Origin of the sequence: Lentzea rhizosphaerae, from assembly GCF_042649515.1 — a bacterium.
In the GTDB taxonomy this organism is placed as follows: Bacteria; Actinomycetota; Actinomycetes; order Mycobacteriales; family Pseudonocardiaceae; genus Lentzea; species Lentzea aerocolonigenes.
The window spans coordinates 297,708-320,887 of record NZ_JBHRZI010000005.1; the positions used below are offsets into that span (position 1 = coordinate 297,708).

The window sequence follows — 23,180 nt, forward strand, 5'->3', positions numbered from 1 at the left end:
GCGGCAGGCCTCGGTAATCCGCCGGTCACGGACCCGCCTCGGAACGCGGAAACCGCGCGGTGAGTCCGCGTGGGACGGACAGGGGGCGGTGCGTGGTTAGCGTCGTCCACATTCGAGGAGAACCAACGAGGAGGCAAGGTGACCACCACCGACACCGCGCCCGGCGCGGTCCTGGACACGGTGCGCGAGCTCGTGCCGAAGCTGCGGGCCGACGGCCGGGCGGCAGAGGATGCGGGCTGGCTGACCGAGGACACCGTCGACGCCCTCACGGACGCCGGGGTGTTCGCCATGGCCGTCCCGCGCCGGTACGGCGGCCTCGAGCTGTCGCTGGCCGAGCAGAACGCCGTGCTCACCGAGATCGCGCGGGGCTGCGGCTCCGCGGGCTGGGTGTCCATGGTGTGGGTGAGCACCGCCTGGATGGTGTCGCTGTTCCCCGACCTCGCCCAGGAGGAGGTGTTCGCCGGCGGCAAGGTCAAGGTGTCCGGCGGTTTCACCCCCGGCGGCAGGCTCAGGCCGGTCGACGGCGGCTACGCGCTGTCGGGCACGTGGCGGTTCAACACCGGCAGCCGCGGCGCCGACTGGAACATGATGGACGCGCTGGTCGAGGACGAGAGCGGAGAGGTAGTCGGCGAGGCCGTCGCACTGGTGCCGTTGTCGCAGATGACCCTCGGCGACGACTGGGACGTCTCCGCGGCGGGCGGCACCGGCAGCGTGTCCAGCAAGGCGGACAACGTGTTCGTGCCCGCGCACCGCGTGGCCGACGCCGAGTCCGCGGTCATGGGCACGCTGACCGACCGCTCCAACACCGGTGCCACCGGCCGCAACTACGGCCTCTACGCGTTCGTCCAGGCGCAGGCCCTGGCGACCATGATCGGCATGGCGCGCGGCGCGTACGAGCTGTTCGTCTCCCGCCTGCCGGGCCGCGCCATCTCGCACTCGTCCTGGACGTCGCAGGCCGACAACCCGTTGACCCACATCCAGGTCGCGACCGCGGCGAACCAGATCGCGGCGGGCGAGGCACTGCTGGACCGGATGACGACGTTGCTGCAGAAGCACGCCGACGCCGGCGTCGAACCCAGCTGGGAGGAGAAGGCCGACATCCGCGGGCAGGCCGCGTTCGCCATCGACCTGGCCCGCCAGGCCGTCGACACCCTGTACCGCGCCTCCGGAGCGTCGGTGATCGCCAAAAGCATGCCCCTGCAACGGTTCCACCGCGACGTGCAGGGTTTCGCCCAGCACGGCCTGCTCCAGCTCAACACCAGTCTCGAGGTGCAGGGCCGCGTCCTGCTCGGCCTCGACCCGCAGAACCACTTCCTGTGACCGGAGGAATTCCGATGACCGCGCAGATCGACTTCGCCAACCTCGAACTGACCGACGACCCCGAGGTCCAGAACGCGGTGTTCCTCGCCGCGTTCAACTCGGGCGACGGCCACGTCTTCGACAGCCTGTACCTGCCCGACGCCATCTCGAACCTCACCGGCACCCCGAGGACAGGCGCCGACCGCACCAGGGGCATCGTCGAGATGCTCGCCGCCAAGCCGAAGCTGGACTCGGTCGTCAAGTACGCCCACTCCACCGCCGACACCTCGCTGATCGTCGTGGAGTTCAAGCTCCAGCTGACCGACGAGAACGGCAAGACCACGCAGCACAACGGCATCTGCACCGACGTCCTCGTCCGCACCGCGGAGGGCAAGTGGATGATGTCGATCGACCGGCCGGTGGTCCTCGAGTCCATCCCCCTGGACTGACGCACAGGTCAACAGCGGGGCCGGTCGTCCTTCGTGGACGACCGGCCCCGTTCGTCACTGTCCTTTGGGGGAAGACGGAAGAGGCTCGTCGCGGGCGGGGGTTTACCCGCGGCGAGCCCCTTCCGCCAGTTCAGGCCCTGTCCGAAGTGGACGGCCTGTGGCAGGAAATCACGATCCGTCCGAAGTGGACGACTTGCCGCACGAAGGAGCCAGCTCCTTGGTCTCCACCGCCCACTGCGGAGCCGACCGCACCAGCCGGTGAATCGCCAGGCGACGCGCCTCGTCGTCCTGCTCCGGCTCGGCCAGCAGGGTCGTCGCCACGGTGCGCATGGCCCTGGTGAGCGAGCGGTTGCGGGTGGTGGCGGGGACCTGGAGCATGCGCTCGACCCCCGCGTCGGACAGCGGGTCGAGGGTGATGGTCGCGGCGTAGCGCTTGCCGCCGCCCCAGCCGGGACGTTGCCGCAGCAGGCCGGGGTGGGCCGACACGACGACGAGCATCGGGACCGCGCGGGCCGACTCGGCGAGCCCTTCCAGCGCGTCCTGGACGGCGGCGTCGACGACGTGCAGGTCGTCGAAGATCAGCACGACCGGCTCGCGGACGGCCGTGTCGGCCAGGAAGACGCACCAGGCGTGCAGGATCTCGGCCAGGTGCGGGAGGTGGCTGTCGTCGCCGGGCGGGTCGACGAACGGCCGGAGCCAGCGGCCCATCCACTCGCGTTCGTCGTCCCGCGCGACCAGGCTGCCCAGCGCGGCGGTGAGCTTGGCGGTCGCCTCGGCCGGCTCGTCGGAGTCGGTGATGCCGCACAGCCGCGACAGGACGCGGCCGGGCATGGCGAGCGGACCCTCCCCCGGCAGGCCCGTGTCGTGCAGCACGTGCACGGGCTCGTCGGCCAGCGTGCGGGTGAACTCGCGCAGGAGCCGGGTCTTGCCGATGCTCTCGTCGCCCAGCACCGTCACGAGGTGCGGCCGGCACCGGTGGCGCACCAGGTTCAGCATGTCGCCGAGCAGCGCCATCTCCCGCTCGCGGTCGATGAACGGCAGCAGCTCGTCGTCGTCCGCGACCCCGGCGGCGGCCTTGGTCTGCGGGCACAGCTCGATGTGCCCGTCGGGCACGGTGGCCAGCATCCGGTGCGCGCACTCGACGATGCCGCCGGCGACGACCGGTGCCCCGCCGGGACCGGGGTGGTGCACACCCGCCTCGTCGGTGACGACCGCGATGGTGACCCGCAGCGCGGACGACGCGTCGATCGGCGTGTGCAGGGCCGAACGGAGCTCGCCCGCGGCACGCACGGCCCGCTCCGCTCCGGGACGGCCGTCGAACAGGACCGCCGTGGTGGAGCCCAGCGCGGCGACGACGGCCCCGCCGTGGTCACCGGCGATCCGGCGGATCTCGGCGGCGACGGCGTCCAGCCGGGCGTCGACCGGACGCATCAGCGAGTCCTCGTCGACGGCCGGATGCGCGCGGATGAGCAGGACCGAGACGACCCTGCGGTTGTCAAGAGGCACCGACCCGACAGGGAGCTCCCGCTGCCGGGGAACGGAGACGACCTCGACGCGCTCGGGCAGGCTCAGCGCCGGGTCGTGACTGAGGATGGACTGCTGGAGGTTGCGCAGCCGCCACCCCGGCTCGAGACCGAGGTCGACCAGCGCGGTCCTCGCCTTGGCGAACACGGCCAGCGCGTCGGCGTGCCGTCCGCAGCGGTAGAGGGCGAGCATCAGCTGCTCGCACGCACGCTCCCGCAGGGACTCGGTCTCGACCAGGATCTCCAGTTCGCTGAGCACGGCCTGGTGCCGGCCGCACGCGAGCTCGGCCTCGAACAGGTCCTCCAGGGCGTCGAGCCGCGCGTTCTGCAGCGCGGCCAGCTCCGGCCACACGATGCCGGTCTCGACGAGGTCGGCCAGCGCCGGTCCGCGCCACAACGACAGCGCCTCGCGCAGCAGACCGGCGGCCTCCGCCGGAGCGCTGGCCAGCTTCGCCCTGCCCTGCTCGGCGTACTGCGCGAACACGTGCGAGTCGACCTGCTGGGAGTCGACGCACAAGATGTAACCGGGTGCCTGAGTCCTCACGAGCGGTGGGTTCTCACTGCGGAAATGTGCCGCGAACAACGTGCGCAGACTCCACACGGAGTTCTGCAGGATCTTCCTCGCGGAGCTGGGTGCGTCGTCTACCGACCAGAGAGTGCGGAGAAGTTTGCTGGTCGCGACGACCTGGTTCGCCTGTAGGAGCAGAACGCCCAGCGTAGCTCGTTGACGCGTTCCTCCCAAAGGGACTTGGTGATCATCATCAGAAACGGTCAGCGGGCCTAAAAGCTGAAAGCGCATCGTTGCAGTCCCCCGGTTGCCGAATGGATGCCGCTGGGTACGACGAAGGCACTAGAGGCAGCGACATTGGTACCCCAGGCGGATCCCGGCAGGCGTACGTCACGCTTACGTCCCCCCAGTCGGACGAAGCGGTCTGCCGCCGCAGCTCAAGCGGCGGAGCACAAGCTACGCAAACCGGTCACCAATCGATATAGTATCTGTGGCGCAACAGCGGACAAGTACTTACCTTCCAGTAAGCACTCACCGGCAGGTCAGGGGAACAGCAGTGGCGATCAGAACGTACGTGTGCGGTCTCGACGCCGCCGTCAACATTATCGGCGGAAAGTGGAAAGTACTCATCATCTGGGCGATCGGAGACCAGCGCAGAAGGTTTGGAGAATTGCGCCGGCAGGTCCCCGGAATCAGCGAGAAGGTCCTTTTTCAGCACCTGCGTGAAATGGAGGCCAACGATCTCGTCGTCCGCGAGGAGTTCGACGAGGTCCCGGCCAGGGTGGAGTACTCGCTCACCGAGCTCGGCCACTCCCTGAGCGCCGCCCTGCAGCCGCTGAACGACTGGGGCTCGCAGCACATGCAGCGGACGGGTACGGCCGTGGCCTGCAGCTACAGCTGACCCCGCTCGACCCGCCCGCGAACCGGGCGAAAGAGGACATCCGAACGGAGCCGCCACCCGGCGGGGTCCGGCGAACCGCGGAGGCGACCGCGGCGAACTGGCCCCTGCGCGTGGCGGCTTCGTCGTGTCCGCACCCCGCACTCCGTGAGTTCTCGACAACCTTTCACAGCTTGATCGGCATTTGTCGACATTTTCCGCCGACGCGGCCTACCGGTGGCATGATTTCTGCCCGAAAGGTCACCGTCCGCGGACGACCGGCCCCTCTCCGCCTCCGCGCGGCCGATTCCCTGCTTCGCAAGCAGGCCGTGGCCAGCCTGAACGGCACAGCGCCCGTACACCCACTTGGATTAGCCCGTCCGACTGAACTTGGAGCCCGGCTTGTGGCGTCGATCTCACACCACTGCCTGCCGCAGCGCCTCCAGGAACCCGGGCGCGAGCTCCGGCCGGCAGATCAGCAGGTCCTCGATGTAGGGCCTCTCGTTGCCGTAGGTCAACGGCGCCCCGTCGATCCGGGACGCGTGCACCCCGGCCGCCCGAGCAACCGCCACGGGCGCCGCGCTGTCCCACTCCCACTGCCCACCGTCGTGCACATAGGCGTCCGCGAGCCCCATGCACACCATGATGGTCTTGACCCCCGCGGACCCCACCGGCACGAGGTCGACGTCGAGCACCGACGCCAGCGCGTCGACCAGCGGCGGCCGATGGCTGCGGCTCACCACCACGCGCGGACGATCACGCGGTGGGGACGGCGGCAGGGGTGACGGCGAGGCGGTGTCGTGAACGTCCCCTGTGGACAGTGCGACGGCACCGGCGACGAGCTGCCCGCGGTCGGCGAGCGCCACGTGCACGGCCCAGTCGTCGCGCCGGTCGCAGTACTCGCGGGTGCCGTCGAGCGGGTCCACGATCCACAGCCGTCCCGCCCGCGGACTGGTCACGGCCTCGGTGTTCTCCTCGGACAGCACCGCGTCCGCCGGCCGGTGCCGCCGCAACGACTCGATCAGCAGGGAGTGCGCCCGGCAGTCTCCCTCCGCGCCGAGCTCCGGTCCTGACGCACCGGTCCGGCGGAGGTCCACCAGCAGGTCACGCGCCTGAACCGCGAGATGGCGGGCCAGCAGGTGGTCGTTCACGAGCCACGCGCCGCGTCGACGTGGGTCAGGGTGGCGTCGAGGCTCTGACCGCCGATCCACGCCGTCAGCTCCTTCCACAGCACGCCGGTGCCGACGCCGCCCGGCATGCGGTCGGAAGCGTCGAACCGGAACGTCGTGGCGTCGTTCAGGACTCCGGCCACGGCGGCGTCGGCCGGGATCGGGTAGTCGGACGGCGCGACGTCGGTGAACGCGGAGAGCGCGCCGCCCTCGTGCGCGCGGGAGTGCTTGAACCACTCCGCGGAAGTCATGTACTGCAACGCCTTCCGGGCCTCCGGGCGGTCGGACACGAGCGCGACCGAGTCACCACCACCGGACACGGCACCGTTGCCGGGGAACGGGAACACGTCGTAGTCGACGCCGAAACGGGCGTTGTCCGGCAACGAGCCGATCAGGAAGCTGCCGAGCTTGTGCAGCCAGCAGCCCGGCGGCGAGGCGAACATGGCATCGCTCGCCTTCGGGAACGTCGTGGCGAGCGCTCCCTGCCTGCCGCCGGCGGCGTTGCCCTCGGAGAACACCAGGCGGTCGAACTTCTCGAACGCGGTACGCACCTCGGGCGAGGTGAACGGGACCTGCCCGGAGGCCCACGCGTCGTAGAAGGCGGGGCCGTGGTCGCTCAGGACGACGTCCTCGATCCAGTCGGTGGCCACCCAGCCCGTCGCGCCGCCGTCCTGGACGCCCACGCACCACGGGGCGGTCTTCTGCTCGACGCGGATGCGGTCGGTCAGCGCGACCAGCTCGTCCCACGTCCGCGGCACGGTGAGGCCCGCGCGGTCGAACTCCTTCTTGGGGTACCAGACCAGGCTCTTGACGTTGACGCTGAGCGGGAGGCCGTAGCGCGTGCCGTCGACGACGCCGAGGTCGGACAGCCCGGGTTGCAGCCGCCCGACGGCGTCGTCGACCTCCAACGGGCGGAGGTGCCCCTGACGGGCGAACTCGGCGAGCAGACCCGGTTGCGGGAACAGCAGAAGATCGGGCTTGTCGCCGGTGACGCGGGACTTGGCGACGTTCTCGAAGTCGCCGGACGTCTCGTAGTGCACCGAGATCCCGCTGCGCTTCTCCCACTCGTCGAACGCGGCGTTGATGTGGCCGTGCAGGTCGGAGGTCGCGCCGAGAACGGTGATCTGGACCGGGGTGGTGCTCGCCGGAGCACACGCGCCGAGCAGCGCGCCCACGGCCGCGAGTGCCAGCAGCCTTGTCATGCGGTCTGGCTTCACCTCGCGCCACGACCGGGAAACGTCCGGTTGCGGCCAGTGGCACCGACCGGACGCGTCAGAGCCAGCCGCGGCGGACCGCTTGCACACCGGCCTGGAATCGGCTCGTCACACCGAGGTGGGCGAACAGCGCGGACGTCTGCCGCCGCACCGATCTCACGGAGACGCCGAGCTGACGGGCGATCGCCTCGTCCTTGATGCCCAACGCGAGCAGCCGCAACAACAACAGGTCCCGCTCCCCCACTTCGGGCGCGGCGGAGTCAGCCAGTCCCAGTGCCGTCGACCAGTGGTGCTCGAACGCGCACACCAACGCTGCGACGATCCCCGGGTTGCGGACGACGAGCACGGCGTCGTCCGCGGGCACGACCCCGACGGCCCGGTCCACCACCACGGTCCACGACAGCACCTGACCGGTCGCGCGCGCGTCGAGACCGTCGGCGGACAGCTCGTCCAGACGTTCCGCCGCGTCCTCTTTGCCGTACAACACCTTCACCGGGACATCCCGGTCACGCACCACGTGGCACGCGACACCGGCTTCACAGCACGGCGGCGTTCCGTGGTGCACCACCAGGATCTCCCGGCTCGCCGCGCGCAGGAGCTCGTCCAGCCGCAGCGCCGCGGCCGTCGGTGACGGCACCCGCTCCACTTCCAGGGTCGGCGCCTCGACCCGTTCGGCGAGGTGGAACGACAGCAGCGCGGACAGCTCCGACTGGGCCTTCAGCACTCCGGCACGCCGCCGTTCCGCCTGGAGCTGGATCTCGGCGAGCATCCGCTCGGTCACGTCGTCGGGGCCCACCGGCAGCAGGCGCGCCCCGTCCGCGGGATCGACGACCAGGAGTCCTTGTCTCAGCAGGTGATCCCGGCACGCGGACACCACGTCGACGGACGTTCTCATCCGCGCCGCCACCTGCTCGATGCTCCAGCTCGGATGCCGCAGCCACACCTGGTACGCGTCCCAGTCGTTCTCGCTCAACCCCAATGCCGTGAACGACGACACCTGTGCCCCCTTCGTGTCACCAACCTGCCATCCCCCTTCGCGCGGCAGGTCTCGGCCACCCCTGATCGGTTTGCCCGCGAGCGAACCCAGGCAAACCAGACGGTGAACGACTGATGACAGTCGGTGAACACGTCGAGTGCCTGCCAGCGCGTTTGGGGGCCGGGGGACCGTGAAGGAGTCACATGCAGGCGATGGGTGCCGCGGTCGATGTCTCGGACATCGCCGCTGACTTGGGCAGGTTCGAGCGGGTCGCGGTGACCGGTGGTCTCGGTTTCGTCGGCTCGCACGTGGTCGCGACGCTCGCCGCGGCGGGACGTTCCGTCCTGGTGCTGGACATCGCGCCGCCGCCGGACCTGCTGCCGGGCAACGTCACGCACCACCGGGTCGACATCCGCGACGTCCGCGCGATCACGCCGACGTTGCGCGAGGTCGACCTGGTGCTGCACCTGGCGGGCAACCCGAGCGGAACGGTCTCGGTGGACCGGCCCAGGTTCGACTTCGAGACCAACGCGCAGGGCACCTTCAACCTGTGCGAGGCGCTGGCCGGGTCGTCCGTGCGCAAGCTCGTCTACCTGTCGAGCGCCATGGTGTACGGCGTCCCGCGGACGTGCCCGATCACCGAGGACCACCCGGTCGCGCCGTTTCTTCCGTACGGCGCCTCGAAGTTGTCCGGCGAGCACGTGGTCAGCGTGTTCAAGCACGCGCTCGGCCTGCCCGCGACGATCGGACGCGCGTTCACCCTCTACGGACCGGGCGAGGACCCGAAGCGCGCGGGCGGCGAGGTGACGCAGTTCCTGCGCTGGCACCTCAACGGTGAACCGATCCGCGCGACCGGTGACGTCGACGCCAAGACGCGCGACTTCTGCTCCATAGGTGATCTCGTGCGGGCGCTGCTCTTCCTCGCGGCCCGCGGCGACGAGGGCGAGGTCTACAACCTCGGGTCGGGCACCGAGACCTCCCTGCGCGAGCTGGCCGACGTGATCGGCACCGTGACGGGACGGCAGGCCTCGCTGATCAGCGACGAGTCGATCACCGACGACACCTACCGGCTGGTCGCCGACACGACGAAGCTGCGCGGCCTGGGTTTCGCGCCCAGGACTTCACTGGCCGAGGGCGTGCGCGCGCTCGCCGCCGAGCTCGGTGACCACCCTGCTCCTCCCGCCGTGGACACGATCTTCCGCCGGGGACAGCGCGTGGGGGTGGCAGGGCGATGATCGTCTTCGGTTCGAAGGCCGAGACGCTGGCGCAGCTCGCGCCGGTGGTCACGACCGCGTCGGTGCTGCCGATGGTGTACTTCGACGTCGAGTCGTGGTGCGGCGACCCCGGCAAGCTGCTCGACGCCGTGCAGGACGAACCGTGGGGCGACCGGCGGCTGGTCGTGCGCAGCAGCACGCTGCACGAGGACAGGGCCGGGAGCCTCATGCCGGGCAAGTACCTGTCCGTCTGCGGTGTGACCGGACGCGAGGCACTGCGCACCGCGATCGAGGCGGTGATCGACTCCTACCGCGTCGACGGCGAGGAAGGGCTGGCGCGCCAACAGGTTCTGGTGCAGCCCATGGTCTCCGGTGCGACCGTGAGCGGCGTCGTCTTCACCTGCGACCCCAACACCGGCGCCCCGTACCGCGTGGTGAACTACGACGAGACGGGTGACTGCTCCGCCGTGACGAGCGGCAAGGCCGCCGATCTGAGGACGTTCTACCAGTGGCCGGACAGCCCGCCGCCGCGCGACGACCGCATGCGCCGCGTCCTCGCACTCGCCTCCGAGCTCGTCGACCTGTGCGGCACACCGGACCTGGACGTCGAGTTCGCCTTCGACGGCGCGGACCGGTTGCGGCTGCTGCAGGCGCGCCCGCTGTCGGTCACCACGTCGCCGTGCCGCGCGGACCAGGCGGCGGCGCTGGAGGGCATCGCCGCCAAGGTCGTGGCCGCGAGCAAACCGCACCCCTACCTGCTCGGCCCGCGCACGGCGTTCGGGGTCATGCCGGACTGGAACCCGGCCGAGATCATCGGCACCAGACCGCGCCCGCTGTCGCTGTCGTTGTACCGCAGGCTGATCACCGACAAGGAGTGGGCCGAGCAACGGGCCAGGTACGGCTACCGCGACGTGCGCGGTTTCCCTCTGCTCGTGGACTTCTCCGGTCTCCCCTACATCGACGTGCGGGTGAGCGCCAACTCGCTGATCCCCGCGAACCTGGAGGAACCTCTCGCCGAACGCCTCGCGGGCCACTACGTCGACCGGCTCGTCGCGAACCCCGAACTGCACGACAAGTTCGAGTTCGAGGTCACGTTCTCCGCGTACAACTTCACGCTCGCCGACCGGTTGCGCGACCGCGCCGGTCACGAGTTCGACCGCGGCGAACGCGCGCGGATCGAGGACTCGTTGCGGGCGTTGACCAACCGCCTGCTGCGGTCCGACCACCGCGCCCGCCGCGAGGACGAGTGGCACATCGCGTCGCTGCGCGAGCGGCTGCCCGGCATCCGCGACTCGCGCCAGGACCTGGTCGCTCAGGTGTACTGGCTGCTCGAGGACTGCCGGCGGTTCGGCACGCTCGCGTTCGCGGGCTTCGCCCGGCTCGGGTTCGTCGCCGCGGACCTGCTGCGGTCGCTGGTCGAGTGCGGTGTGCTCACCCAGGCCGACGTCTCCGCGCTGATGGCTTCGCTGGACACGGTGACCAACAAGATGCTCCGCGACCGGGCGCGGCTCACCGAGGACGAGTTCCTGTCCCGGTACGGCTTTCTGCGTCCCGGCACGTACGACATCCGCTCACCGCGCTACGACGAGGCGCCCGACCTGTACTTCGACTTCTCCTCGGCACCGGCCAGGGTCGCCCACGAAGAGGACTTCCGGCTGCCTCCGGCCAAGTTGCGCGAGATCGGGGACTTGCTGCGCGCGCACCGGATCGACCAGACACCCGAGGGGCTTCTCGCGTTCATCGGCGACAGCGTGGCACGACGCGAGGAGTCGAAGTTCGAGTTCTCCCGGCATCTCAGCGAGGCGATGTCGCTCATCAAGGACCTCGGTGCGCAGTGCGGTCTCGACGCGAACGACATGTCCTACGTGGACATCGACTGCGTCGACCGGCTGTACAAGGGTTCCGAGGACGTCTCGGACGTGCTGCACCGCGCCGTCGAGGAGGGCAGGCGGCGCTACGAGCTCACCCGCCGGATCGTGCTGCCACCGGTGATCACCTCCCCGGAGGAGGTCACCGCGTTCCACCTGCCGCCGTTCGACCCGAACTACGTGACGCAGGAGGTCGTGACGGCACCGGTGCGCACCGTGCGCTCCGACCCGTCCGAGCTGGCGGGCAAGATCCTGCTGCTGCCCAGCGGTGACCCGGGCTACGACTGGATCTTCGCGGAGGGCATCGCCGGGTTCGTGACGCGGTTCGGCGGGGTCAACTCGCACATGGCCATCCGCGCTCACCAGCTGCGCGTGCCCGCGGTCATCGGGGCGGGCGACGTGCTCTACAACCGGTGCAGGGCAGCGAAGTCGCTGACCATCGACTGCGCCAACCGTCAGGTGCGGGTGCTGCGATGACGACGTGGGTCGGTGTCACCCAACGGGTCGTGGCCGGTGAGGACGTGCTCGACCAGGCCTGGACGCGGTTCCTGCGGCACTGCGGCCTGATGCCGTTGCCATTGCCGAACGACGCGGACACGGCGCAGCGGATCGTCACGGAGCTGCCGGTCGCGGGCGTGCTGCTCACAGGTGGCAACGACCTGGGTGTGTGCGGCGGTGACGCGCCCGAACGGGACGCCACCGAACACGCGCTCGTCGACCTCGCGCTGTGCCGGCACACACCGGTGATCGGGGTGTGCCGCGGCATGCAGGTCCTGCAACACCACTTCGGCGTGCCGTTGCACCGCGTGGAGGGGCACGTCTCCCCCAGCGTCACGCTGACGGTCGACGGGAAACCGCGGCCGGCCAACAGCTTCCACAACTGGGCGGCGACGACGACGGTCGCGCCGCTGCGGACGTGGGTCAGCGGCTCCGGCGACGTCGTGAAGGCGGTGCGGCACGAGACCGCGCCGCTCGTCGGCGTCATGTGGCATCCCGAACGGATGACGCCGTTCGCCGCTGAGGACGAAGAACTCTTCCGTCGCGTCTTTCAGGAGGAATCGTGAAAGGAGTCATCCTCGCCGCCGGTCGCGGCAGCAGACTGGGATCTCTCACCGACCACCGCCCGAAGTGCCTCGTGCCGCTGGCGGGCCAGCCGCTGCTGGCGTGGCAGCGCGACGCGTTGATCGCGGGAGGCGCGGACCAGACAGCGATCGTCGTCGGGTACCAGGCGGATCTGCTGAGGCGCCTGGGGATGCCGACGTTCTACGCGCCGAGGTGGGACCAGACCAACATGGTCGTGTCGCTGTGCGCCGCCGCGCCGTGGTTGCGGACCGAGCCGTGCGTGGTCTCCTACGGCGACATCGTGTTCGAACCGGCTGCGGTCCGCGCGCTCGTCGCGGCCCGCGGCGACCTGGCCATCACCTACGACCCGCGCTGGCACGACCTGTGGTCGCGGAGGTTCGACGACCCGCTCGAAGACGCCGAGACGTTCGTGCTCGCCGACAACGGCTCCGTCGCCCGCATCGGCGGCCGGGCGGCCGACGTCGAGGAGATCGAGGGCCAGTACATGGGTCTGCTGCGGTTCACCCCGGCGAGCTGGGCCGCCGTCGAAACAACGCTGGACAGGCTGTCCGCCCGCCAGCGCGACCGGCTCGACATGACAGGTCTGCTGCAGCTGCTGATCTACGCCGGGCACCGCGTCGAGGCCGTGCCGTACCGGGGCGGCTGGGGTGAGGTCGACCACGAGAGCGACCTCGAGGTGTGCGAGTCGCTTGTCGCGCAACGGTTGCTGCGTCGTCCCGGCAGGAGGGCGTCGTGATCGTCTGGTTGATCGGCATGTCGGGTGCCGGCAAGACCGCGGTGGGCACCCGGCTGTACCGGCAGCTGAAGGAGAGCAGGCCGGAGACGGTGTACCTCGACGGCGACCTGCTGAGGGAGGTGTGGGGCGGCGACCTCGGGCACGACCTGGCGGGACGGGAGGTCAACGCCGGACGGATCAGCAGGTTGTGCGCCATGCTCGACCGGCAGGGCATCACCGTCGTCGCGGCGGTGCTGTCGATCTTCCCGGAGTGGCAGGAGTGGAACCGGAAGACGTTCTCGTCGTACTTCGAGGTGTTCCTGGACGTGCCGATGGACGTGCTGGAACAGCGCGACAGCAAGGGCCTCTACCGCGCCGCGCGGGCCGGTGAGGTGCGGGACGTGGTCGGTGTCGACATCCCGTTCCCCCGTCCCGCGCAACCCGATCTGGTGCTGCGCGGGTGTGGCGCGGACGGCACTCCCGACGTGCTCGCCGGCCGTGTGCTCGACGAGGTGCTCGGAAAGTGATCGGCGCCGTCCTGCTGTCCTGCGCCGCCGTCGAGGCCGGCCTGCACCTGCTCGTCCGGCGGCTGCGGCGGGACTTCCCGTGGCTGATCGTTCCCGCGGACGCCGCACCGGAGATTCCCGAGGCGCTCGCGCGGCGGCACGGCGCGAGGTCGTTCGACGCTGATCTCGGCTGGTGCCGCGTCCCCGGTGAACACGCGATCGAACACACGGCGAACGGTGACACCTCGTTCACCGTCGACCCGCACGGCCGCAGACTCAACCCCGGCTTCGGCGCGAAGCCTGCGGAGGTGGCGGCGTTCGGCGACTCGTTCACGTTCTGCCGTCTGGTCGACGACGACGAGACCTGGCCGCACCACCTGTCGGTCGCGCTCGGCGAGAACGTCGCCAACTACGGCGTCGGGAACTACGGGCTCGACCAGGCGTTGCTGCGGCTGGAGAACGAGATCGACGCGCTGGACGCCCGCGTGGTCGTGATGGGTGTCGTACCGGAGACGATCGCGCGCGTGCAGTCGTACTGGAAGCACTACTTCGAATACGGCAACACGTTGGCGTTCAAGCCCCGGTTCACCTTGGGCACCAACGGGTTGGTGCTCCACCAAAGCGCCGTGCGACGCCCGGAGGACTACGTGTCGTATCGGCGGCGCCTGCCGGAAATCCAGCGGCTGGACGGGTTCTACCGCAGCAAGTTCCTTCGTGACGTGCTCACCTTCCCCTACCTGCCGCGGGTTCTGGCTCGGTGGCGGAGGCACGTGCCGATCATGTGGCATCTGCTCAGGGGGAACCGGAAGAAGGCGTTCCAGGTCGTGCTGCGCGACAACGCGCGGTGGACGGCCCGCCTGTACCGCGATCCTGGCTCGAAAGCGTTGCTGCGCGCCCTGATCGACCGGTTCGCCGAAACGTGTCGATCCCACGGCAAGGAGCCGGTCCTGCTCGTCATGCCGCAGCCGACGGACGAGGACACCGCCTACCGCGAGGTGTTCGCGAGTGCCGCGCTGCCGGTCGTCGACGTGACGGACGTGCTGCGGCGTGACGACGAAAGCCTGTGGGCGGCCGGAAAGCTCGGCCCTCACCCGAGCGGCGAGGGCAACGAGCTCATCGCCCGGGCACTGGCTCCTGTCGTCGAGGAGCTCCTGGACCGGGCAGGATCAGGAACGTCGCGATCGCACCGGCGGCCACCACGACCACACCGATGAACTCCACGCCCGCGTAGCCGAAACCGGCCCCCAGCAACGGCAGGTAGGCGGCGATGGACACGGCACCGCCGACGTGCGTGGTCGACTCGAACAGCGCCGACGCGGTGCCGCGGTCCTCCGGGGCGGCGTCGCCGATGCACTCCCTGGTAAGCCCGACGTAGACGGGGCCCGCGCTCAGCCCCCACGCGATCAGCCACGGCATGATCACGGCGAGCGAGCTGTCGGTGTTGAACGCCACCACCGCGAGCGTGCCCGCGCACAACGCCAGCGACACGGCGACCACCACACGTGAGCCGAACCGCCGCGTCAGCGCGCCGGCGGGCACCGCGCTGATCATCGCGGCGAGCAGGACCGGTGCGAGCACGAGCCCGGCACCCGCCGCCGAAAGCCCGTGGACGTCCTGCAGGTACACGCTGCCGATGACGACGACAGCGGCGTACGCGGCCGAGTGCGCGCCGAACGCGATGCAGCTGCCGACCAACCGGCGTGAGCGCACCACGCGCGGCTTCACGAGCGGGTCCGCGACCCGCCGTTCGACCACGACCAGAACGCCGAGCAGCGCCACGCCGATCGCGACCGGCACCAAGGCACGCGGCGAACTCGTCTCCGCGAACTGGCCGACACCGTAGATCAACGCCACCAGGCCACCGGTCGCGAGCAACGCCCCCGGCAGGTCCAGCCGGGCGGATCCGGAGGCCCGCGGTGGGTCCGGCGGGACCAGCAGGTAGGTGGCCACCAGCGCGACGGCACCCACCGGCACCGGTGCGAGGAACACCCACCGCCAGCCCAGTTCCGCGGTGAGCAGCCCGCCGACCACGGCACCGGCGAGCCCCGCCGAGTTGGCCGACGCGGCGACGATCGAGAAGACCCTGCTGTGCCAGGGTTCTTCGGGAAACAGCGTCGCCGCCGAGGCGAGCGCGGCCGGGATCGCGAACGCCGCGCCGACGCCCTGCAACGTGCGACCGGTCAGCAGCAGGGGCAGGCCCTGCGCCAGGCCGGCGAGAAGGCACGCCGCGGTGGACAGGGCGATGCTCGTGAGGAGCATCCGCCGCCTGCCCCACAGGTCGCAGAGCCGCCCGCCCAGCACCAGCAGACCGCCGATGCTGAGCGAGAACAGGCTCACCACCCACTGCAGCGACCCGGGCCCGAGTCCCAGGCCCTCGCCGATGTGCGGCAGCGCGGTGGCGACGGCGAGGCTGTCGAACAGGACGAGGAACATGGCCGTGGCCAGCACCAGTGCGGTGGGCCACGGCCGCGTCACCCCGGTGGGCGCGGTGGTGCTAGTCAAGGTCGTACCCGAACTTCACCGCCACGGCACGGAGTTCGTCGTCGCGGAAGAACCCGGCGAGCTCCGGCGTCATCCACCGCTGCCAGCCCGCCACCCGGCCGTCGCGGATCATCCGGGGCTCTCCGGTCGCCGAGACAGCGTCCTCGTGCGCCCGCATCTTGTCGAACGAGCTGTTGTCCGCGGCACGCCGCAGCCGGGCTTCGTCGAACCGCACGCCGAGCCGCCGCAACGGTTCCGTGAGCGCCCCTTCCGGATCGCGCTTCAGGTCCTCGAACCGCAGGACCGTGCAGTCGGGCGTGCGGCGCAACCAGGCCTGGTGGAACGCCGTCCAGTCGTCCACCGGGCTCGCGGTGAAGTCACCGCGGCCGCTGAGCCAGCCCTCGAACGTGGGTGGCACGCGATCCCACTCCGCCTCCGCGAAGTTGTGCCGCCACTGGTAGAGCGAGTACAGCGCGTCCCTCGGGTCGCGCACCAGCAGCCACACCGCGCCGAACGAGCCGTCCGGGAACATCTCCGGCGGGTGGTGGGTCTTGACGAGCCTCGGCCACGGCTCGACCGGCGGTGCCGTGTTGTCCTTGTCGTGCAAGGACGCCAGGTGCTTGCGGTACCCGCCGTGCTCGGTCCTCGCCACGGCGGTGCCGTCCTCGCGCAGCTCCTCGGTGTACGCGTCCACGTAGTTCACCGACAGCTCGTGCAGGATGTTGCCCACGTAGGACTGTCCGGCACCACCACAGCTCGCGACCAGCACGTCCCGCATCCCCATGCGGCCGATGTTGCGCTGGTAGTCCTCGCTCATCCGCTGCCCGGCGAGCACCGGGTCAGGCATCACTGTCATTCGCTTCTCCCCTCGTGACCATCGCCGGGCTTCACCACCGGGGCGCGTACTCCGGGTCGCTGAGCCGCACGGCACGCTTCCGCGCGACCCTGTGCAGCTCCTGCTTCTCCTCCTCCGCCAGGGAGAAGTCGAAGATTCGCAGGTTCGCCTCGATGTGCTTCGGCCTGTGCGACCGCGGGATCGCCGCGACGCCCGGTTGTTCGACCAGCCACCGCAACGCGATCTGGGCGGGTGTTCTGCCGTGCCGTTCGGCGATGCGCCGCACGACGGGCTCCCGCGCCACCTCGCCCTGCGCGATCGGTGAGTACGCGGTCAGCAGATGTCCCAGCCTCCTCGCCTGGCCGAGCAGTTCGTCCTGCGCGAGCAGCGGGTGGTACTCGACCTGGTTGCAGAAGACCTCGGCGTGCCGCGCGGCTTCCCGCACCTGCGACGGCGTGAAGTTGCTCAGCCCGACGTGCCGCGTCCTGCCCTCGTCGCGCAGCTCGCGCAACGCCGTCATCGTCTCCACCAGCGGAACGTCGTCGGACGGCCAGTGCACGAGCACGAGATCGACGCGGTCCACGCCGAGGTCGCCGAGGCTCGCGGCGACCGACGCGCGCACCCGGTCGCGGGTGAGGTCGTCCCGCCACACCTTGGTGGTCAGGAAGATCTCGTCGCGGTCGATCCCGCTGTCCCGCAACGCTTTGCCGACGGCGTGCTCGTTGCCGTACGCCCGCGCCGTGTCGACGTGCCGGTACCCGAGGTCCAGCGCGTGCCGCACGGCGCGGTAGCAGACGTCGTCCGCGAGCTGACCGGTGCCGAGCCCCAGGGCCGGCACCCGTTCACCCCGCACCGTCACATGTCGCACCGGCGCCTCGCCGCCCACGCCCTGGTCAGGTAGGTGATCTCCAGCTCGTCGACCCCGGAGAGCCGTTCCTCGGTGCGCCGCAGGAACTCCGCGAACTTCTCCTCTCCCAGCGACGCGCGCACGTCGTTCACCGCACGCCAGGCGCCCATGTACCGCTCGACCGACTGCGTCTCGACGTGCCGGCCCTCCAGCGTCACCAGATCGTCGAAACCCTCGTGCTCCCACAGCCTTTCGGTCAGCGTCTCGGTGAAGCTCGACTTGCCGAACGCCGCCTTCTTGAGATCCGGCTGGAGCCGCTTCAGCTCGGCCTCCGTCTCGGCCACCAACGGGTTCGCCTCGATCAGCCTGGTGTTCCACAGCGCCACGAACCACCCGCCGGGCCGCAGGATCCGGCAGAACTCCGCGGTCCCCTGGTCGAAGTCGACCCAGTGGAACGACGACGCCATCGTGGCCAGATCCGCCGATGCGTCACCGACCGGAATGTTCTCCCCGCTGCCGGCCAACCAGTTCACGTCGTACCCGGCCGAGTCGCGAATGCCGGTGGTGCGCATGTCCTCGTTGGGTTCGACGGCCGTGTACGACCGGAATCCCAGCTGCGCGAGCATCCTCGTCCAGATGCCGGTGCCCGCCCCGACCTCGACGACGTCGAGTTCGGCAGGTGGCGCCGCCAGCAGCCCCATGACGGCCGCGCGCACGCCGGGCGCATAACCCGTGCGGTACTTGGAGTAGTTCTCGGCGATCCCGGTGTACTCACCGTGTTTGAGTTGCGCAGTCACGACTGTTCTGTCTCCCCACCCCGTCCGTCGGGCGACCCCAGATCACGCGCCCGCCCCCTGGCGCCCGCTCACAGGGGGACGTCACCAACGGTTACCCGTGGTGCTCGCACGGAAACGCTGCGCATCGGCGCCGGGCAGCAGCGGCCAGAACTCGGCCGGCTCCCGGGCCGGCGTCCAGGTCACGCCGTGGCGGCTGCTCGCCGTCGCGATCACCCTCCGGCGGCGGGGATAAGATGCCCGCCTTGCGCACGCGCGGCGAAGGGCTGGCATGGCACTGACCGACGAGGCGATCACGAAGATCCGGGCCATGATCCGGTCCGGCGAGTTGCCTCCCGGTGCGCGCCTGCCACCCGAACCCCAGCTGGCCGCCCAGATCGGGTTGTCCCGCAGCGGCGTGCGCGAAGCGGTCAAGGTCCTGGAGGCGGCACGCGTGCTCGACGTGCGCCGCGGTGACGGCACGTACGTCACCAGCCTCGGGCCGGGCCTGCTGCTCGAAGGGGTCGGCCTCGCGGTGGAACTGCTGCGCGACGACACCCTGCTGGAGGTCATGGAGGTTCGCCGCCTGCTGGAACCGATGGCGACCGGCCTGGCGGCGATCCGCATGTCGGCGGAGGACCTCGGCGCCCTGGGCAAGATCCTCGAGGACATGCGGGCCGCCCAGGACGACGCCGAGCTGCTGATCCGGTACGACACGGCGTTCCACCGGACCGTCGTCACCGCGACCGGCAACGAGACGCTCGCCTCCCTGCTGGAAGGGCTCTCCACCCGGACCGTCCGCGCGCGGGTGTGGCGCGGTCTCATCGAGGCCAACGCCTCCCACATCACGCTCGCCGAGCACGAGGCGATCTACCGGGCCCTGCTCGCACGCGACCAACTGCTCGCGCAGTCCACCGCCATGGTGCACGTCAACACCTCGGAAGCCTGGCTGCGCGCGATCCTCTCGAACTCCTGAGCACCGATACATCGGACCACTTGCCCTCACCGACAACCTTGTCGTCAGACGCAACCGATCACCGAACGACCAGCGCCACCGTGCCGACACGCGGGCACCACCAGCGAAAACCATTGGAGTGAAAGGGGTTTACCGGGTCGATCACCGCTCAGGGCCCTGCCATCCGATCAATGCGGGCTGCGGAGCCTGTAGAGACGCTGTTGTTGACGGTTCATGTTTCCTCCGCTTAACGTCAGATGTCTCGCGGGTTGCGGCTACCGCCAAATCGGGAGGAACCGTCGTGTCACCAGCTCCTCACAACCGTCGAAAGTTCCTCACCGCATTAGGAGCCGCCGGAGCGGCAACAGCCCTGTCCGGCACGTTCGACGTGCTGCGTTCCACCCCGGCCGGCGCCGCGATTCCCGGGCCGACGAGCTACTCGCCGACCTGGGAGTCGGTCGACCAGCACCCGCCGGCACCGGAGTGGTTCCAGGACGCCAAGTTCGGCATCTACTTCCACTGGGGCGTCTTCAGCGTCCCGGCGTACGACAACGAGTGGTACCCGCGCAACATGCACATCGACGGGCAGTCGGCGAACACCCACCACAAGAGCGTGTTCGGCGACCCGGCCGCCTGGCCGTACCACAACTTCATCGACGGAGCGCGGGACAAGAACGGCAACTTCCACCAGTTCGCGCCGAAGCTCAAGTCCGCCGGCGGCAACTTCGACCCCGTCGAGTGGGCGCAGCTGTTCGCCGACGCCGGTGCGAAGTTCGCGGGGCCGGTCGCCGAGCACCACGACGGGTACTCGATGTGGAACAGCGCCGTCAACGAGTGGAACTCCGTGGCGCGCGGCCCGAAGCTGGACCTCGTGCGGCTGCACGCCGACGCGATCCGGGCCAAGGGCATGAAGCTCATGGTGGCGATGCACCACGCGTACAACTACACCGGCTTCTACGACCACGTGCCCACGCAGTCCACCACCACGTTGAAGAAGCTCTACGGACAGCTCGGCACGGCCGCGGAGAACCAGCTCTGGTACGACAAGCTCAAGGAAGTCATCGACAACTTCCAGCCCGACATCCTGTGGCAGGACTTCAACCTGTCCGCTGTGGACGAAGCGCAACGGCTCAAGTTCCTCGCGTACTACTACAACAAGGCCGTGGCGTGGGACAAGGAAGTCGTCGCCACCTACAAGGACGGCTTCAACAACAGGGGCGAGGTCTTCGACTTCGAGCGCGGCGGCCCTGCCGACATCCAGAACCCGTTCTGGCTGACCGACGACAGCATCTCCAGCTCCAGCTGGTGCTACACCGTCGGCATCGGCTACTACTCGCTCAACGCCATGCTGCACTCGTTGATCGACCGCGTGAGCAAGAACGGCAACATGGTCCTCAACATCGCGCCGATGGCGGACGGCACGATCCCCGCCGAACAGCGCACGATCCTGCTGGGCATGGGCGACTACCTCAGGCGCTTCGGTGAGTCGGTCTACGGCACCCGCGCGTGGGCTGCGTACGGCGAGGGGCCGACCAAGATGGGCGGCGGCTCCTTCACCACCCCGCGCGCCGGCACCAACACCGACATCCGCTTCACCCGCAACAAGGCCGGCAACGTCCTCTACGCCACCGTGCTCGGCTGGCCCGGCAGCACCCTGAACATCACCACGCTGTCCTCCTCGCGGATCAACCTCGGCACGCTGACCTCGGTGCAGCTGCTCGGATCCACCGCGGGCACCTACACGAACCTGCCGAACCGCACCCAGGACAGCTCCGGCCTGCACATCTCCATGCCGTCCTCCAGCGCACCGTTCGCCGCCTCCGCGTACGTCGTGAAACTGACGTTCTCCGGCCAGATCCCCGCGTTGGGCGCGGCACCGCTGCCCACCGGCTGGGCCAGGATCAGCAACGTGACCAGCAACCTCGCGCTCGACGGCGGCGGCAGCGTCGCGGCGGGGTCGGTCGTCAAGCAGTGGACGTGGGACAGCAGCCCGAACCTCCAGTGGCAGCTGGTCGACGTCGGCGGCGGCTACTACCGCCTAGTGAACCGCACCAACGGCCTCGTGGCCGACAGCGCGGGCGCGACGGCCAACGGCGCCAACGCGGTGCAGACCGCGTGGAACGGCAGCCTCAACCAGCAGTGGCGCCTCAACCACCTCGGCAACGGCCGCTACCAGATCATCAACCGGGGCACCGGAACCGCGCTCGACGGCGCGGGCAACACGACCTCCGGCTCCACGGTGATCCTTTGGACCCCCAACGGGAGCACCAACAACCACTGGACGATCTCGGCGGTCTGACCGTTCGACGGACACCGCCTGATCACGTTGCCCATTTTTCGCGGGCAAGATTGTTAGCGCTAACAATGCGCCCCCTTCGGCGTCCTCGTGTCGCCGGTCCCCGCATGCTGAAGGGAAAGTTCCATGTCAGTCGGATTCGGGTTCACCGCGAGATGGCGTCGTCGGTGGCGGTCGGGGCTGGCCGCCACGGCGGCCGTCGCGGTCGTGGGCGGGATGCTCACCGCGGTCTCCACGTCGGCATCGGCCGCCACGGTGGACACCAGCGCCTGGTACGTGCTGGTGAACCGCAGCAGTGGCAAGGCCCTCGACGTCAACGGCGCGTCCACCGCCGACGGCGCAAGCCTCATCCAGTGGACCCGCACCAATTCCACGAACCAGCAGTTCCAGTTCGTGGACGCCGGCAGCGGCTACTACAAGCTGCGCGCGCGGCACTCCGGCAAGGTCGTCGACGTGCGGGGCGCTTCGACCGCCGACGGTGCCGTCGTGCAGCAGTGGACCGACAGCGGCGGCACCAACCAGCAGTTCAGCCTGTCCGACTCCAGCGGCGGATACGTCCGCCTGCTGGGCCGCAACAGCGGCAAGGCCGTCGAGGTGCAGGGCGCCTCGGCCGCCGACGGCGCCGCCGTGGTGCAGTGGAGCGACTGGGGCGGCAACAACCAGCAGTGGCAGCTCGTCCAGGTCGGTGGAGGCGGCGGCACGTGTTCACTGCCGTCGACGTACCGCTGGACGTCGACCGGCGCGCTGGCGAACCCGAGGCCCGGATGGGTCTCGCTCAAGGACTTCACCGCCGTCGTCCACAACGGCAAGAACCTCGTCTACGCCACGACGCACGACACCGGAGACGCCTGGAAGTCGACGGTCTTCAGCCCGTTCACGAACTGGTCCGACATGGCCGGCGCCACCCAGAACTCGATGTCCTTCGGCGCCGTCGCACCGACGTTGTTCTACTTCGCCCCCAAGAACATCTGGGTGATGGCCTACCAGTGGGGCTGGCCGGACACGTTCTCCTACCGCACGTCGAGCGACCCCACCAACCCCAACGGCTGGTCCGCGCAGCAGACGCTGTTCACGGGCACGCTCCCCGTCGGAGCCCCCATCGACCAGACGATCATCGCCGACGGCACGGACGTGTACATGTTCTTCGCCGACGACGAAGGCAACATCTACCGCGCCAGCATGCCCATCGGGAACTTCCCCGGCAGCTTCGGGTCCAGCTTCACGAAGATCATGACTGACACCAAGGCGAACCTCTTCGAGGCGGTCGAGGTCTACAAGGTCAAGGACCAGAACCAGTACCTGATGATCGTCGAGGCGATGGGCTCGCGCGGGCGTTACTTCCGCTCGTTCACCGCCACGAGCCTGAACGGCACGTGGACCCCGCAGGCCGCCACCGAGGCCAACCCGTTCGCGGGCAAGGCCAACAGCAACGCCGGCTGGACCAACGACATCAGCCACGGCGACATCGTTCGCACGAACCCGGACCAGACCAAGACCATCGACCCCTGCAACCTGCAGTTCCTGTACCAGGGACGGGATCCCAGCTCGGACGGCATCGACTACGGTCTGTTGCCTTACAAGCCGGGCGTGCT

Annotated in this window: 20 protein-coding genes; 12 read left to right on the forward strand and 8 right to left on the reverse strand. The window is 69.7% G+C overall.

Annotated elements, in window-relative coordinates; all coding sequences use genetic code 11:
- Positions 1-138 precede the first annotated feature (138 nt).
- Positions 139-1,320: an acyl-CoA dehydrogenase family protein gene (locus ACFOWZ_RS04370; RefSeq protein ID WP_382369009.1), complete on the forward strand. Its 1,182-nt coding sequence runs from the start codon at positions 139-141 to the stop codon at positions 1,318-1,320.
- Positions 1,321-1,334: 14 nt separating this feature from the next.
- Positions 1,335-1,748, forward strand: a complete 414-nt coding sequence (locus tag ACFOWZ_RS04375) for a YybH family protein (protein ID WP_382369012.1) — start codon at positions 1,335-1,337, stop codon at positions 1,746-1,748.
- A gap of 168 nt (positions 1,749-1,916) precedes the next feature.
- On the opposite strand, the gene ACFOWZ_RS04380 is transcribed toward ACFOWZ_RS04375, so the two are convergent.
- Positions 1,917-3,815 (reverse strand): BTAD domain-containing putative transcriptional regulator, encoded by a 1,899-nt coding sequence (locus ACFOWZ_RS04380; protein ID WP_382369015.1) that lies wholly within the window; start codon positions 3,813-3,815, stop codon positions 1,917-1,919.
- Between the two features lie 520 nt (positions 3,816-4,335).
- Between ACFOWZ_RS04380 and ACFOWZ_RS04385 the strand changes: the two genes are divergently transcribed.
- Complete coding sequence (locus tag ACFOWZ_RS04385) at positions 4,336-4,680, forward strand: winged helix-turn-helix transcriptional regulator (RefSeq protein ID WP_382369018.1); 345 nt, start codon at positions 4,336-4,338, stop codon at positions 4,678-4,680.
- Positions 4,681-5,072: 392 nt separating this feature from the next.
- Here ACFOWZ_RS04385 and ACFOWZ_RS04390 read toward each other — a convergent pair whose 3' ends face one another.
- The 3 genes from ACFOWZ_RS04390 to ACFOWZ_RS04400 all read right to left on the reverse strand — a co-directional run bounded on the left by ACFOWZ_RS04390 (position 5,073) and on the right by ACFOWZ_RS04400 (position 8,036).
- The gene (locus tag ACFOWZ_RS04390; RefSeq protein WP_382369021.1) at positions 5,073-5,807 is read right to left on the reverse strand and encodes an inositol monophosphatase family protein; all 735 of its coding nucleotides are present in this window, start codon (positions 5,805-5,807) and stop codon (positions 5,073-5,075) included.
- A complete protein-coding gene (locus ACFOWZ_RS04395) occupies positions 5,804-7,027 on the reverse strand; it encodes an ABC transporter substrate-binding protein (protein ID WP_382369024.1) in 1,224 nt (407 codons plus the stop codon). Before ACFOWZ_RS04395 ends, ACFOWZ_RS04390 begins: the two co-directional genes overlap by 4 nt.
- A 70-nt stretch (positions 7,028-7,097) precedes the next feature.
- Positions 7,098-8,036, reverse strand: a complete 939-nt coding sequence (locus tag ACFOWZ_RS04400) for a hypothetical protein (protein ID WP_382369027.1) — start codon at positions 8,034-8,036, stop codon at positions 7,098-7,100.
- A 182-nt stretch (positions 8,037-8,218) separates the two neighbouring features.
- On the opposite strand from ACFOWZ_RS04400, the gene ACFOWZ_RS04405 reads away from it, so the two are divergent.
- From ACFOWZ_RS04405 to ACFOWZ_RS04430, 6 genes are read left to right on the forward strand one after another with little or no spacing between them, the layout of a single operon-like run.
- Entirely contained in the window at positions 8,219-9,250 is a 1,032-nt protein-coding gene (locus ACFOWZ_RS04405; RefSeq protein ID WP_382369030.1) for an NAD-dependent epimerase/dehydratase family protein, read from the forward strand.
- Positions 9,247-11,574, forward strand: a complete 2,328-nt coding sequence (locus ACFOWZ_RS04410) for a PEP/pyruvate-binding domain-containing protein (RefSeq protein WP_382369033.1) — start codon at positions 9,247-9,249, stop codon at positions 11,572-11,574. Before ACFOWZ_RS04405 ends, ACFOWZ_RS04410 begins: the two co-directional genes overlap by 4 nt.
- Complete coding sequence (locus ACFOWZ_RS04415; RefSeq protein ID WP_382369036.1) at positions 11,571-12,161, forward strand: gamma-glutamyl-gamma-aminobutyrate hydrolase family protein; 591 nt, start codon at positions 11,571-11,573, stop codon at positions 12,159-12,161. The genes ACFOWZ_RS04410 and ACFOWZ_RS04415 overlap by 4 nt, the downstream gene beginning before the upstream one ends.
- Positions 12,158-12,916 (forward strand): phosphocholine cytidylyltransferase family protein, encoded by a 759-nt coding sequence (locus tag ACFOWZ_RS04420; protein WP_382369039.1) that lies wholly within the window; start codon positions 12,158-12,160, stop codon positions 12,914-12,916. The genes ACFOWZ_RS04415 and ACFOWZ_RS04420 overlap by 4 nt, the downstream gene beginning before the upstream one ends.
- Positions 12,913-13,422, forward strand: a complete 510-nt coding sequence (locus ACFOWZ_RS04425) for an adenylyl-sulfate kinase (protein ID WP_382369042.1) — start codon at positions 12,913-12,915, stop codon at positions 13,420-13,422. The genes ACFOWZ_RS04420 and ACFOWZ_RS04425 overlap by 4 nt, the downstream gene beginning before the upstream one ends.
- Complete coding sequence (locus ACFOWZ_RS04430; protein ID WP_382369045.1) at positions 13,419-14,615, forward strand: hypothetical protein; 1,197 nt, start codon at positions 13,419-13,421, stop codon at positions 14,613-14,615. The genes ACFOWZ_RS04425 and ACFOWZ_RS04430 overlap by 4 nt, the downstream gene beginning before the upstream one ends.
- Here ACFOWZ_RS04430 and ACFOWZ_RS04435 read toward each other — a convergent pair.
- Genes ACFOWZ_RS04435 through ACFOWZ_RS04450 form a run of 4 tightly spaced genes read right to left on the reverse strand, consistent with a single transcriptional unit; the run spans position 14,515 to position 18,361 of the window.
- Positions 14,515-15,903, reverse strand: coding sequence for an MFS transporter (locus ACFOWZ_RS04435; RefSeq protein ID WP_382369048.1), 1,389 nt, complete (start codon positions 15,901-15,903; stop codon positions 14,515-14,517). The two genes, ACFOWZ_RS04430 and ACFOWZ_RS04435, sit on opposite strands and share 101 nt — an antisense overlap.
- Positions 15,896-16,738: a sulfotransferase domain-containing protein gene (locus ACFOWZ_RS04440; RefSeq protein ID WP_382369051.1), complete on the reverse strand. Its 843-nt coding sequence runs from the start codon at positions 16,736-16,738 to the stop codon at positions 15,896-15,898. The genes ACFOWZ_RS04435 and ACFOWZ_RS04440 overlap by 8 nt, the downstream gene beginning before the upstream one ends.
- Positions 16,739-16,769: 31 nt before the next feature.
- Entirely contained in the window at positions 16,770-17,585 is an 816-nt protein-coding gene (locus ACFOWZ_RS04445) for an aldo/keto reductase (protein WP_382369054.1), read from the reverse strand.
- Positions 17,573-18,361, reverse strand: a complete 789-nt coding sequence (locus tag ACFOWZ_RS04450) for a class I SAM-dependent methyltransferase (protein ID WP_382369057.1) — start codon at positions 18,359-18,361, stop codon at positions 17,573-17,575. Before ACFOWZ_RS04450 ends, ACFOWZ_RS04445 begins: the two co-directional genes overlap by 13 nt.
- A gap of 268 nt (positions 18,362-18,629) precedes the next feature.
- Between ACFOWZ_RS04450 and ACFOWZ_RS04455 the strand changes: the two genes are divergently transcribed.
- The 3 genes from ACFOWZ_RS04455 to ACFOWZ_RS04465 all read left to right on the forward strand — a co-directional run.
- Positions 18,630-19,313, forward strand: a complete 684-nt coding sequence (locus ACFOWZ_RS04455; RefSeq protein WP_382369060.1) for a FadR/GntR family transcriptional regulator — start codon at positions 18,630-18,632, stop codon at positions 19,311-19,313.
- 367 nt (positions 19,314-19,680) lie between these two features.
- Positions 19,681-21,591: an alpha-L-fucosidase gene (locus ACFOWZ_RS04460; RefSeq protein WP_382369063.1), complete on the forward strand. Its 1,911-nt coding sequence runs from the start codon at positions 19,681-19,683 to the stop codon at positions 21,589-21,591.
- A gap of 123 nt (positions 21,592-21,714) precedes the next feature.
- The coding region (locus ACFOWZ_RS04465) for a non-reducing end alpha-L-arabinofuranosidase family hydrolase (RefSeq protein ID WP_382369066.1) at positions 21,715-23,180 on the forward strand (1,466 nt) is incomplete at its 3' end.